Origin of the sequence: Actinopolymorpha cephalotaxi, assembly GCF_013408535.1 — a bacterium.
In the GTDB taxonomy this organism is placed as follows: Bacteria; Actinomycetota; Actinomycetes; order Propionibacteriales; family Actinopolymorphaceae; genus Actinopolymorpha; species Actinopolymorpha cephalotaxi.
The window spans coordinates 2,775,649-2,788,310 of sequence record NZ_JACBZA010000001.1; the positions used below are offsets into that span (position 1 = coordinate 2,775,649).

Genomic DNA, 12,662 nt, shown 5'->3' on the forward strand with positions numbered 1-12,662 from the left:
ACCCTCCGAGCTCGGCCGAACTCGGGTCCCGATATCCGCTGGCAGTGAGTTCACACCAGGAGTAGGACTGCCCGCATGGGAAATGTCGAGCAACTGGCCAGGCCGGCCCTGATCCGCGCGGTCGTCGTCAACCACGACACGTCGCCCTGGACCGAACTCGTCATCAGGTCGTCGTACGCGCAGCATCCGGGGCTCGACCTGGCGCTGACGGTTTACGACAACGCCTCAACCGACGACCGGGCCGGGCTACTTCGCGCGGTCGACGAGTACGGCGTTCCGCTCGTCCCGTCCGGATTCACCACTCGGACGGAGAACAACTCCCATGGTGAGATCCTTCGTCGGTTCGTACTGGATCCAGCCAACGCCGACTGTAGCTACTTCCTGTTCCTCGACACGGACGTCTGTTTCACCAGGCAAGGAACCATCGAGCAGATGAGAGCAGCTCTCGATTCGGAGGAGAAGGCGTTCGGAGCCGGTCCGCGGATGTCGTGGGACGGGGAGAGGGAGACGCCGACCGAACGCGAACGTGCCAAGGCGTCTCGGCTGTTCGACAGACGACTCCATCCCGCCTGCGCACTCGTTCGTAACACTCCCTTGTTCCGAGCCGTCGTCCAGGAAGTAGGAATGTCCTGCGTGAGCTATCTGTGGGCGACAAGCTCGCAGTACCTCGACACGTTCGAGCTGACAACCTCGGTCATGCGGACGCACGGACTCCATCACATCGTGGTCCCCGACGCGCTCGTTCTGCACGCATTCGGCGTCTCCTACCCCAACGACTGGGAGAACACTCTGCCGGAGAAGGTGGAACGCCGGGACGGGTGGCTCTCCTACTTCCGATCGACAGCCGCGAAGGACACCTGGAATTCGCCATGCCGCTGACGCTCATGCTGACTGGACCGGCGGGGTCGGGGAAGTCGACGGCGGCCGGCGCGTGGGCTGCTCGCGGGACGTCGCCCCGTGCGCTGATCGACGCCGTACTCGCCGACCGACGGGCCGCGCTCTGACCGCGGCCGCCTGGGCCGTCGGCCTCCGAGTACCTTGATCATCCATCGATCGCCGACGCGGGAGGCCCTGTGAGTCACCTCTGGCCAGGGTTCTCCCCTGGCGACTACCCGGTAGCGGTGTACGACGGCGAGAACACCCGGCTCTACAGGCACCCGAGCCCACCGGAGGAGTTCCACCCGGACCCGCAGGTTGCCGACGCCCTCGTCTTCGTGGGTCGCCACCCGGCCGTGGTGGCCAGTTCGACGGTCGAACTCGACGGCGTGCCCACAGCGACGGTCCTCACCGGTGACCGCCAGGACCTGGACGTACGGGCGGAGATCGCGCACGAAACCTTCCACCTGTTCTGCCGGCAGCACCACCCAGGCTGGTTCGTGGACGAGTCCGCCGCCCTGGCCTACCCGGTCGAGGACGCGGACGTGCTGACGCTGCGCCAACTGGAGGCGGAGGCCCTCCACCGCGCCGTGGTCGCCGCCTCCCGGTCCGACATCAGCTCCGAGCCCGCCCCTGACCCCGGCTCAGGTTCCACCTCAGACTCCGACGAGGCCGCAGCCGGCTGGGCAGCGGCTGCCCTCACCCTGCGACACGAGCGGCGGCGGCTTCTCGCGGACGCGGCCGCACAATACGAACGTGACCTGGAGCGCTGCGAGGGTCTGGCGTACTACGTGGAAGGTAGGGCTGCCGGCAGCCCACGATGCCTGCGGCCGCTGGCCGAGCCGGTACGTCCGGACGGGATCCGGCGGGCCGCCTCCGCGACTGGCGAGGCGATCGCGTTGCTGCTCGACCGGTTCGCGCCCGGGTGGCAGACGACACTGGCCGACGACGACGAAGCGCACCCGGACGACCTGCTCCGGTCGGCGCTCGCCCGCGCAACGCCGACGGAGTTCGGTGCCGACCACCGCTCGGCGGTCGCCGCCCGGGCGCGGGATGCCGTCGCCGCGCTGCGAGACGAACGTCGCTCCCGCCGTCAATCGTTCCTTGCCCGCGACGACAAGGTGGTCCTCACTACCAGAGACAAGCCCTTGCGGGTAACGGGATTCGATCCGATGAACCTGCACGATCTCGGCTCCGGTGACGTTCTGCACACCCATCACCTGAAGATCGCCGGCGACGGGTTCGACCTCGAGCTCTTCGACTGCCAGGCGCTGACCGAGGGTGCCGGTGACCACCCACTGTTCGACGGCCTCCGGCGCGTGACGTTCGTCGGCGGAAGCGGAAGCGACGGCGATTGCCGGGGCGGTGGCGACAGGGCTACTGCTCCCTGACGTCCTCGCTGCTGGTCATCACCGGGCCGGCCCAGCGCAGGTCCGGCTGGTTGACCACGATCGCCTCCTGCGTCGTACGAGCGATGACGACCAGGGCCTCCTGCTCGGGGTCGGGGTTCTCCTCCCGGTGCGGGACGTACGGCGGCACGTAGATATACTCCCCCGGACCGGTCACGATCCGGACCTCCTTCGGCTCGTCGCCCTCGAGGTCGAGGAAGACGAACTCCGGCCGCCCGCTCACCACGAAGATCGCCGTCTCGGAGTGGCCGTGGTGGTGGTTCTCCGAGGCGGTCGCCGGCGACACGTGTGTCTGCCCCATCCACAGCCGGCGGGACCCGACGGACTTCCCGCTGATCGCCTCCACCCGCCGCATCCCCGCACTCTGCGCGGTCGCCTCGGACAGCCCGGCCGGTGCGACGTGGTGAAGCATCCGGTGGAACGGGTCGTCCGGGACGGGCGGGATCGGTGGGTTGGCCGGTCGGCTCATGTGCGTACTCCCTGCTCTGTAACGAAGTCCGGGACCTCCACCCGTTCACCGGAGCGCAGCGCCGACTCGTGCCCGCAGATGCCGGGCGCGGTCCAGGCCGCGGCGGTGAGCGCGTCCACCACCGGCGCGCGCGACTCCACGATGCTGGTCACGAACTCGTGCACGAGGTGCGGGTGCGACCCACCGTGTGCACTGCCCAGTCGTACGGCCGGTGCACCGCCGCCCGGGTCGAAGGTCGTGGGCCGCACGAACGGCGCCAGCTCCGGCGGCAGCAGGTCCGGGCGGTCCGGCGGGTGAACGGTGGTCGCGGAGGCATCGCGGCCACGGCCGCCGGGTCCGTCGCCACCACCGAGGGGCTCCAGGCGGAACACCCGTAAACCGTCGTCCTCGTTCAGCTGCGGCCACTCCACGCCCGCCTCGTGCCCGTACACCGAGAAGCCCTCGTAGTAGGTGCGACCGGTCTGGAAGAACGACACCGTGACCTCGGCGGCCAGATCGTCCCTGTCCAGTTGGAAAAGTGCGGTCTCCACCGGGAACGGGTTGTCGAAGTCGCCGCGGCGGTCCGCGGTCAGCCGGCCCGAACCCAGCCCGACGGCGGTCCGCACCCGGGCGACCGCCAGTGCCAGCAGGGGCGAGAGCGCGTGGGTGGAGTACGTCATCGGCGGGTAGCCGTACCAGTAACGCGGGAAGCCGTCGAGGTTCTGGATGTGCGCGCCGCGCAGGAACGTCAGCGCACCGAGGTCACCACGCTCGTACAGGTCGCGGACGTGGAGAAACTCCCGTCCGAAGACCATGGTCTCCATCATCATGTACGTGCGACCAGACGATCGCTGCGCCGCGAGCACCCGGCGAATCCCGTCCAGCGTCGTGGCCATCGGCACCGCCGACGCACAGTGCCGGCCGCTCTGCAGCACCGCGACGCTCTGGTCGACATGGAAGCGGACCGGACTGGCGACGTGCACCGCGTCGAAGCGGTCGGAGGCCAGCAGCGCGTCCAGGCTGTCGAACCGGTCGGGTACGCCGTACCTGTCCGCGACCGTGTGCAGGGTGTCCTCGTCGACGTCGCAGAGCGCCACCCGGCCCACGTTCGGATGGCTGCGGTACAGCGGCAGGAACTCCCCACCGAACCTCCCGCCCACCACTGCCACGTCGATCGTCATCGGGTGCCCACCTCCGTACTGCCGGCCGCACCGGACCGGTCGACGCTGCCCAGGGCGGCGACAGTGCCGAAGGCGTCGACCGTGCGGTAGCAACCGGCATGGTAGACGAGCGGTGCGTGCTGCCTGCTCGTGCCGTCGAGGATCCGGGCGACCACGAGGTGGTGGTCGCCGACCGGATAGCGGTGCTCTATGCGCCCTCGCAGCACGCCGGCCGCCTCGTCCAGCACGGGCTCGCCGTCCGGCAGCCGGGACCACCGCGTCGGTGCCGCGAACCGGTCGATCCCGCTGGTCGCGAACGTCCGCGCCAGCGAGTGCTGCTCGGCGTCGAGGAAGTTCACGACCACCGTCTCGGCCACGCTGATCGTGCGCCAACTGGAGGCGTTCGTGGACAGCGCGAACGACACCAGCGGTGGGTCCAGCGAGATCGAGGCCAGCGAGGTGGCGGTGAACCCGGCCGGGCCGAACCCGGCGTCGGCGGTGACCACGACCACACCCGCGGCGTAGCGCCGGAAGACCGACCTGAACAGGTCGGAGGTCGTCGTGTTCGAAACCTCTACGCAGCTGGTCATCGTGCGACCTCCTGTACGAACCGGGGCGACGAGCGGTGGCACGCGAGGTCGGCGCTGACCCCATGAGCGGGAGTTCGGCAGGTACGTCTTCTCAGGGCTGGTACGTCTTCTCAGCAGGCTGGTTGTTTCTCGGGTGGAACGCGCAGCACCATGAACGGCGTCTCGCACCGCAGCTCGAACCCGAGCGCGGCGTAGAGGCGGACGGCACCGGCGTTGTCGGCCACGGAGTGCAGGAACGGCCGGTCGCCGCCGGCCAGGATCTGCGTGGCGACGGCCCGGACCAGCCGACCGGCCAGCCCCTGGCCGCGGTGCGCGTCGTCGGTGCACAGCGCACTGATCTCGGTCCACCCGGGCACCCGCATCCGGGTGCCGGCCATCGCCACCAGCCGGCCGCCGCGGCGGATCCCGAGATAGCCACCGAACTCGACGGTGCGCGGGCGGAACGGTCCCGGCCGGGTCCGCTCCACCAGGTCGAGCATCTCCGGCACGTCCTCGGCACCCAGCGGCACGGCCTCCGCGCCGTCGCCCGGCGCCACCCCGGACGCGACGAACTGGACGCCGTCCAGACGCTGAATCACGTCCCAGCCGTCCGGCGGTGGAGCGACCCGCCGACCGGAAAGGATCACCACCGACTCGGGTCCGGCCAGCCGGGCGAGGTCGGCCCAGTCCTGCGCCGTCGGCTCGTCCGGCAGCCCGGCGAACGGCGCGACGTCGGACAGGTAGCGCACCGCCCGCCCGACCGTCTCGCCGAGGTGGGCCTGCGGACCTGTCAGCGCCGCGTACACCGGATTGTCCAGCGGGTGGTGCCGAGTCAGGTCGTGCGCGTCGGTCAGGGGCGTCTGCTTCGCGATGGTCATCGGCGGCCTGCGGGCAAGGGGACCTCCAGAGGGGCAAGTCCGAGGTGATCACGCAACGTCGTGCCAGCGTAGTCGGTCCGGAACACGCCACGCTCCTGCAGGATCGGCACCACCTTGTCGGCGAAGTCGTCCAGCCCGTCCGGAGTGATGTGCGGAACGAGAATGAAGCCGTCGCTGGCGTCACGCTGGACCAGGTCGTCGATCTCGGCCGCGACGGTCGCCGGTGAGCCGACGAACGACTGGCGGCCGGTGACCTCGATCATCAGCTCACGGATGGACAGCTTCTTCGCGGTGGCGAGCTCGCGCCATTCCTTCGCGGTCTGCAGCGGGTCGCGATACATCCGCACGCTCGCCCGGCCGCGGGCGATGGCGTTCTCCCCCACGACCGGATCGACGTCCGGAAGCGGACCGTCGGGGTCGTACTCGCTCAGGTCGCGGTTCCACAGCTGTTCCAGGAACCGGATCGCGGTCTGGCCACTGACCTGCTGACGCCGCACGACGTCGGCGTACTCCCGTGCCTCCGCGTCGGTGTCGCCGAGCACGAACGTCGCCGCCGGCAGGATGAGCAACTGCTCGGGCGTACGACCGTACTTTGTCAACCGCGCCTTGACATCGGCGTAGAACGGCCGGCCCGCCTCCAGAGTGGCGTGCCTGCTGAAGATGGCGTCCGCGGTCGCCGCCGCGAATTCCCGGCCCTCGTCGGAGTCGCCGGCCTGGAAGATCACCGGTCGTCCCTGCGGACTGCGCGGTACGTCGAACCGGCCGCGGATGTCGAACTGCGCGTCGTGGCGTTCGAACGTCCCCACGGTGGCGTCGGCGAGGAAGACGCCGGTCTCCTTGTCCGCCACGATCTCCTCGCCCCGCCAGGAGTCGAAGAGCTCCCACGTCGTCCGCATGAACAGCTTCGCCCGCTCGTAGCGGTCCTCCTGCGCGAGGTAGCCACCGCGGCGGAAGTTCTCGCCGGTGAACGCGTCCCAGGAGGTGACGACGTTCCAGGCGGCCCGCCCGCCGGACAGGTGGTCCAGGCTGGCGAACTGGCGGGCCACCTCGTACGGCTCGTTGAACGTCGAGTTGATCGTGCCGGCCAGGCCCAGCCGGTCGGTGACGGCAGCCAGCGCGGCCAGAATCGTGAACGTGTCCGGGCGTCCCACCACGTCCAGGTCGTAGATCTGGCCGCCCTGCTCGCGCAGCCGGAGCCCCTCGGCCAGGAAGAGGAAGTCGAACTTCGCCCGCTCCGCGGCCTGGGCGAAGCGCAGGAACGAGTCGAACTCGATGTGGCTGCCCGAGCGCGGGTCGCTCCACACGGTGGTGTTGTTCACCCCCGGAAAGTGGGCGGCCAGGTGAATCTGCTTGCGTGGCTTGCCGGTCGGGCTGTTCTGGCTCATCGGGCTCCCCCGGTCGTGGCGGCGTAGCGGTTGGCGGGACGCTCCAGGCCCAACCGTCCGCGGAGGGTGGGCGCGTCGTAGCGCTCGCGGAAGATCCCCCGGCGCCGCAGCTCGGGCACCAGGCCCCGGGTGACCGCCTCCAAGTCGTGTGGGATCGTTCCCGGCCGGAGCCGGAATCCGGTCAGCCCGGCCCCTCGAAGGTCCTCCAGCCGGTCCGCGAGCCCTCCCGGTGTGCCGACGAAGACAGGCGCGTCGCTGGTGAAATCCGTTCCGGACAAGGCATCCAGGTGGGCCTTGCGCTCGGCCGCCGCGCGCTCGTCGTCGGCCAGGAAGACCACGAGGTCACCGAACACGTGCAGGGGTTCGTCCTGCCGGCCGGCCGCGGCCTGCTCGTGGCGTACCTCCGCGACGATCCGCCCGGCCTCCTCCGCGTCGTGGGCGGTCACGAACACCACGTCCGCGGCCTTCGCGGCGAACCGATAAGGGACGGAGCGGTGAGCGAGCGCGGTCACCAAAGGCTGTCCCTGCGGCGGACGCGGGACGATGGAGGGCCCCCGCACGCTGAACCAGCGTCCCTCGAAGTCGATGTAGTGCAGCTTCTCGCGGTCGACGAACCTGCCGGTGGCGACGTCCCGGATCTCCGCGTCGTCCTCCCAGCTGTCCCACAGCCGGCGTACGACTTCCACGTAGTCGGCGGCCTCGTCGAACAGTTCCTCCATCGCGGCGACGGATTCCGGCGCGTCGAGATCGGACCCGATGGCCGGGACGGTCCGGCGCCCGAAGAGCTCGGCCTCCCATTCACGTGGCGACACCCGCACCTGCCAGCCGGCCCGGCCCCTGCTCACGTAGTCCAGCGTCGCGATCGCCTTGGAGACGTGGAACGGCTCGGTGTGCGTGACGGTCGCCACCGGCACCACGCCCACTCCCCTGGTGACCGGGGCGACCCGGGCCGCGATCAGCACCGCGTCCAGCCGTCCGCGCACCTGGTCGACCCGATCGTCGGGCCCGTCCGGGCTCGTCGTCTGAATCCCGAGGGAGTCCTCGACGGTGACGAGATCCAGCGTGCCGGTCTCGGCCTCACGGACCAGATCGGTCCAGTACGCCGGGCTGAGGAGTTCGTCGGCGCGCGCCCGCGGGTCGCGCCAGGCCGACGGATGCCACCCGGCACCCTCGAGGGCCACCGCGAGGTGCAGTGGGAGCGGAGCTGGCATCGGCTTCCTCCAGAACTCGGTTGGTGGTCTGCAACGAAGTCGTGCACGCTGGTATTCCGGCCCTGCCGGTAGACGTTTCGGCTGTCCGATCCGTGGGACGACGGTGGCCGGAACCATCTCCTAGTCTGATAGTAGGGTTTGTGTCACGCGTTCTCCTGCTCACGATTCGCCGCGCCGTCGACCTGATGCGCGTGGCCAGCGGTCTGTGTCGCTGACCTCTCGCACCGGCCGGCAGCGGTCCTGAGGAAAGAACCAGGACCTGACGGCAGTTCTGGACCTGACGGCGGTTCTGGACCTGACAGCAGGCACCTTTCGTGGAAGGAGGCGCGGCAATGCATGCTCAGCGCTCGCTCGTCGTGTGCATCGTCGGAGGCGGTCCCCGCGGCACGTCCGTACTCGAACGCCTGGTGGCCAACGTCGACCTGCTCGAACCCGGCAGGCGGTTGGAGGTCCACCTCGTCGACCCGCACCCGCCGGGCGGTGGCCGGGTCTGGCGCCACGACCAGTCGCCGCTGCTGTGGATGAACTCGACCACCGCGGACGTGACGACGTTCCCGGACGACTCCGTGCGGTGCGAGGGTCCGGTGGTGGCCGGGCCGTCCCTGTGGGAGTGGGGCCGCGACGTCGCCCGGCTGCTTCCGGCCGGCTCTCCCGTGGGCGAGGAGGCCCGGCGACTGGGACCCGGTTCGTTCGCGACCCGGAGATTGCAAAGTGCTTATCTGGGCTGGGTTTTCGAACGGATCAGGGCGAGTGCGCCGGAGCGCGTCGACATCGTCGTGCACGCGACCCAGGCCGTCGACGTGACCCCGGAGCCGGGCACCGGACGTCACCTGGTCAGCCTGCGCGGCGAGGCCGGCCAGCTCACCGCGGACCGGATCGTCCTCGCGCAAGGCCACCTTGACACCAGGCCCACCCTGGAGGAACAACGGCTCGCCTCGTTCGCCGAGCGGCGCGGGCTGGGTTACGTTCCCACCGGCTACACCGCCGACCTCGACCTGGAGCACCTGCCTGCCGGTGAGGCGGTGCTGCTGCGCGGGTTCGGTCTCGCGTTCGTCGACCTGATGGTGTTGCTCGGGCAGGGGCGCGGCGGGCGGTTCGACCGCCGGGCCGGCGAGCTTGTCTACCTCCCCTCCGGCCGCGAACCGCGGCTCGTGGTGGGCTCCGGCCGCGGCGTTCCGTACCACTCCAAGATCTCCTACGAGCTGGGACGGCCGTCCACCCCGCGCTTCTTCAGCCCGGACGTCTGTCTGCAGTTGCGGGCCGAGCGAGGCCCGCTGGACTTCTGGGACGACCTGTTTCCCCTGATGTGGAAGGAGATCCGCTGGGCGTACTACCACGAGCTGTTCACCGGCCACCCCGACCGCGTCACGATGTCCTGGGACGACTTCGCCGCCCGCTACGCCGAACCGGACCGCGACGACGCCGACCTGGCCGCACTCGTGGCTCAGGCCGTGCCGAAGCAGGAGGACAGGCTGGACCTGGCGTCGTTGGACCGGCCGCTCGCCGGAAGAACCTTCGAGGATCCAGAAGACCTGCGGACCTGGGTGCGGGACTACATCCGCGCCGACCTCGACCGTCGGGCCGACCCGTACTTCAGCGCGGACGGAGCCGCGTTCCTCGCCCTGCTCGTGGTCTACGGCACGCTCGCCACCGCGACGGCCACCGGATGCCTGTCGACCCGTGCGCAGGCCGACATCGAGGGCTGGTGGCACGGGTTCTTCAGCTACTTCGCCAGCGGACCGCCGGCACCGCGCCTGGAGGAGTTGCTCGCTCTGTCCCGGGCCGGCGTCGTCGACTTCCTCGGCGCCGGCATGGTGGTCGAGGCCGACGAGGCGCGCGGTGCGTTCGTGGCCTCCAGCGCCAGCACTCCCCACCGGGTCACCGCCCGATGGCTGGTGGAGTCCCGCCTCCCCCGGCCAGACGTCGCCCGCACCACCGATGCGCTGGTCGCACACCTGCTGGCGCGCGGGGAGGCCGCCGAGCACGTCGCCATCGACGCCGACGGCGACGCCCGGCCGACCGGCAGACTGCGGGCCAGGCCGGCCGACCTGCGGGTGGTCCGCGGCGACGGATCGGCGTCGCCGGACCTGTTCGCCGCGGGTTACTGGGTGGCCGGCACCGTGGCCGGCGGCGCCTTTCCCCGGCCTCGGATGAATGCACCGTTCTTCCGCCAGAACGACGCGCTGGCCCGCGAGATCCTGCGGGTCGACTCCGACAACTCCGACGACCCCGCCAACCCCGGCAACTTCGACAACTCTGGCAAGTCCGGCTCGGCGCCCTCCCCTGCCGCCACCTCCTCCGCGCGGCAGGGTGCGCCCTGCCTGTCCACGACTCGGGACAGCTCGGTTTAATGACAATTCCCAGCGGGATAGTAGGGATTATGACCACGCTCACAGACCTCACCACGGACCGGCCCGACGCGACCGGGGACGGTTACGACCACATCGAAGTACGCCCGACCTCGGGGACCATCGGCGCCGTGATCGGCGGGGTCCGCGTCGGCGGCGACGTCGACCCGGCCACCGTGGCCGAGATCCGGCGGGCCCTGCTGGTGCACCGGGTGGTGTTCCTGCGCGACCAGCACCACTTGGACGACGCCGGGCAGCGGGCGTTCGCACACCTGCTCGGCACCCCGACCAAGCCGCACCCCACGGTGGCCGGAGACGGCGACGCGGTGCTGCCGATCGACTCCGACTACAGCAAGGCGAACAGCTGGCACACCGACGTGACGTTCGTCGACCGGGTGCCGGCGATCAGCCTGCTGCGCGCGCTGGTGCTTCCGCCCTACGGCGGGTCGACCGTCTGGGCCAACACCGTCCGGGCGTACGACACACTGCACCCCGCGCTCCAGGCACTGACGAACGAGCTGTGGGCGGTGCACTCCAACCTCTACGACTACGCGGCCGAACGAGACGAGCGGCGGCTCGGCGGGATCGACGTCCGGCAACAGGAGTACCGCGCGGAGTTCGGCCACCAGGAGTTCGTGACCGAGCACCCGGTCGTCCGCATCCACCCCGAGACCGGCGAGCGCTCCCTGCTGCTCGGCCACTTCGTCCGCCGGTTCGTCGGCCTGAGCACGCGGGACACCCTCGACCTGTTCGAGCTCCTGCAGCGGCACGTCACCCGGCTGGACAACACCGTCCGGTGGAACTGGCTGCCCGGTGACCTCGTGATCTGGGACAACCGCTCGACCCAGCACTACGCCGTCGACGACTACGACGACCATCCCCGGCTGCTGCACCGCATCACGTTGGCCGGCGACGTCCCGGTCAGCGTGAACGGCGTGCGCGGTGTCGTACGCAAGGGCGACGCCTCGCACTACTCCGAGGTGCCCGCCTGAGGTGACCCGAGGTGAGACGCCGGCCCGGGGTGACAGCCCGGTCAGGTGAACAGCGCCTGGCCGACGTACTCACCGCGGCGTATACCCGGCGGCACGGCGAACAGCGCCGAGCCACGGTGCTGGAGGTACTCCATCAGGCCGTCCTGTGCCGCCAGCTTCGTCTGCATCGGGATGAAGTGCGTGCCGGGATCGCGGACGTACGCCACGAAGAACAGGCCCGCGTCGAGCCTGCCGAGCGCGTCGTTGCCGTCGGTGAAGTTGTAGCCGCGCCGCAGCATCCGCACGCCGTCGTTCTGGCTGGGATGCGCCAGCCGGACGTGGGAGTCGGCTGTCAACAGCGGCTTGCCGTCGGACCCCTTCACCGTGAAGTCGGGTGGGCTGAACTCCTTGCCGCCCGACAGCGGTGCGCCCTCGGTCCGGTCGCGGCCGACGAGATTCTCCTGCTCCCGCAGGGATGTGCGGTCCCAGGTCTCGATGTTCATGGTGATCCGCCGGGCCACGAGGTAGGAGCCGCCGGCGAGCCAGCGCGCCCCCGGGTCGTCGTCGGGGCCCACCCACACGTGCTCGTCGACCAGCCGGGCCTCCTCCGCCTTGAGGTTGGCGGTGCCGTCCTTGAAGCCGAACAGGTTGCGCGGCGTCTGCTGGGTCGTCGACGTGGACGACGTACGGCCGAAACCGAGCTGGGACCAGCGCAACGCGGCGGTGCCGAAGGCGATCCTGGACAGGTTCCGGATCGCGTGTACGGCGACCTGCGGGTCGTCCGCGCACGCCTGCACACACAGGTCACCGTCGCTGCGGTCGGGGTCGAGGTTGTCCTTGGGGAAGTGCGGAAGGCGGCGCAGCGCCCGGGGCCGGCGGCCGCCGATCCCGAACCGGTCCTTCCCCTCGACGTCACCGAAGAGGGACGGCCCGAAGCCGAACGTCAGGGTCAGCCGCGAGGGCGGCAGGCCCAGCGCCTCACCGGTGTCGGCCGGAGGCGCCTCGTACACGCCCGGCGTACCGCCACCGACCTCGTGGCCCCGGGTCAGCTGGGCAGCGGCGGCGGTCCACTCCCGCAGCAGCGCGACGAGTTCGGCTCGGCCGGTCGCGGTGACGTCGAACGCGGCGAAGTGCAGCCGGTCCTGCGCGGGCGTGACGATGCCGGCCTGGTGGGGTCCGTGGAACGGATAGCGGTCGACCGCGCTCCGGTCCGGGGACGATGCACGGTCCGCCGCATCCGGCTCGGCGGCGTGCGCGACACCGAGACCGCCGGCGAACCCGGCCGCGCCGACGGCCGCACCGGCCCCGGCCAGGCCGAACAGCCGGCGCCTGCTGACTCCAGGGTCTCCACTCACGTCGTCACACCAGACTCATGTCGTCACACCAGACTCATGTCGTCACACCAGG

12 protein-coding genes are annotated in these 12,662 nt (G+C 70.5%); 5 read left to right on the top strand and 7 right to left on the bottom strand.

Annotated elements, in window-relative coordinates; all coding sequences use genetic code 11:
- The first annotated feature begins 75 nt into the window (after nucleotides 1-75).
- From FHR37_RS12470 to FHR37_RS12475, 3 genes are all read left to right on the top strand, one after another.
- Nucleotides 76-879, top strand: a complete 804-nt coding sequence (locus tag FHR37_RS12470; protein WP_092882591.1) for a glycosyltransferase family 2 protein — start codon at nucleotides 76-78, stop codon at nucleotides 877-879.
- Nucleotides 870-1,004 carry a hypothetical protein gene (locus FHR37_RS32425; protein ID WP_269086073.1) on the top strand — a complete coding sequence of 45 codons (135 nt, stop codon included), beginning with the start codon at nucleotides 870-872 and terminating at the stop codon, nucleotides 1,002-1,004. The genes FHR37_RS12470 and FHR37_RS32425 overlap by 10 nt, the downstream gene beginning before the upstream one ends.
- 69 nt (nucleotides 1,005-1,073) lie before the next feature.
- A complete protein-coding gene (locus FHR37_RS12475; RefSeq protein ID WP_139238880.1) occupies nucleotides 1,074-2,267 on the top strand; it encodes a hypothetical protein in 1,194 nt (397 codons plus the stop codon).
- Here FHR37_RS12475 and FHR37_RS12480 read toward each other — a convergent pair.
- From FHR37_RS12480 to FHR37_RS12505, 6 genes are all read right to left on the bottom strand, one after another.
- Complete coding sequence (locus FHR37_RS12480) at nucleotides 2,254-2,754, bottom strand: cupin domain-containing protein (RefSeq protein WP_092882589.1); 501 nt, start codon at nucleotides 2,752-2,754, stop codon at nucleotides 2,254-2,256. The genes FHR37_RS12475 and FHR37_RS12480 overlap by 14 nt on opposite strands.
- A complete protein-coding gene (locus tag FHR37_RS12485) occupies nucleotides 2,751-3,914 on the bottom strand; it encodes a Gfo/Idh/MocA family protein (protein ID WP_092882588.1) in 1,164 nt (387 codons plus the stop codon). Before FHR37_RS12485 ends, FHR37_RS12480 begins: the two co-directional genes overlap by 4 nt.
- Complete coding sequence (locus FHR37_RS12490) at nucleotides 3,911-4,483, bottom strand: flavin reductase family protein (RefSeq protein WP_092882587.1); 573 nt, start codon at nucleotides 4,481-4,483, stop codon at nucleotides 3,911-3,913. Before FHR37_RS12490 ends, FHR37_RS12485 begins: the two co-directional genes overlap by 4 nt.
- A 110-nt stretch (nucleotides 4,484-4,593) precedes the next feature.
- On the bottom strand, nucleotides 4,594-5,340 hold the full coding sequence (locus FHR37_RS12495; protein ID WP_092882586.1) for a GNAT family N-acetyltransferase: 747 nt from the start codon (nucleotides 5,338-5,340) through the stop codon (nucleotides 4,594-4,596).
- Nucleotides 5,337-6,725 carry an NtaA/DmoA family FMN-dependent monooxygenase gene (locus FHR37_RS12500; RefSeq protein WP_092882585.1) on the bottom strand — a complete coding sequence of 463 codons (1,389 nt, stop codon included), beginning with the start codon at nucleotides 6,723-6,725 and terminating at the stop codon, nucleotides 5,337-5,339. Before FHR37_RS12500 ends, FHR37_RS12495 begins: the two co-directional genes overlap by 4 nt.
- Nucleotides 6,722-7,936, bottom strand: coding sequence for an LLM class flavin-dependent oxidoreductase (locus FHR37_RS12505; protein WP_092882584.1), 1,215 nt, complete (start codon nucleotides 7,934-7,936; stop codon nucleotides 6,722-6,724). The genes FHR37_RS12500 and FHR37_RS12505 overlap by 4 nt, the downstream gene beginning before the upstream one ends.
- Nucleotides 7,937-8,268: 332 nt before the next feature.
- Between FHR37_RS12505 and FHR37_RS12510 the strand changes: the two genes are divergently transcribed.
- Both FHR37_RS12510 and FHR37_RS12515 read left to right on the top strand, forming a co-directional pair.
- Nucleotides 8,269-10,287 carry an FAD/NAD(P)-binding protein gene (locus FHR37_RS12510; protein ID WP_092882583.1) on the top strand — a complete coding sequence of 673 codons (2,019 nt, stop codon included), beginning with the start codon at nucleotides 8,269-8,271 and terminating at the stop codon, nucleotides 10,285-10,287.
- A gap of 29 nt (nucleotides 10,288-10,316) precedes the next feature.
- Complete coding sequence (locus tag FHR37_RS12515) at nucleotides 10,317-11,276, top strand: TauD/TfdA dioxygenase family protein (RefSeq protein ID WP_092882582.1); 960 nt, start codon at nucleotides 10,317-10,319, stop codon at nucleotides 11,274-11,276.
- A gap of 41 nt (nucleotides 11,277-11,317) precedes the next feature.
- On the opposite strand, the gene efeB is transcribed toward FHR37_RS12515, so the two are convergent.
- The gene (gene efeB, locus FHR37_RS12520; protein ID WP_092882581.1) at nucleotides 11,318-12,610 is read right to left on the bottom strand and encodes an iron uptake transporter deferrochelatase/peroxidase subunit; all 1,293 of its coding nucleotides are present in this window, start codon (nucleotides 12,608-12,610) and stop codon (nucleotides 11,318-11,320) included.
- Between the last annotated feature and the right edge of the window lie 52 nt (nucleotides 12,611-12,662).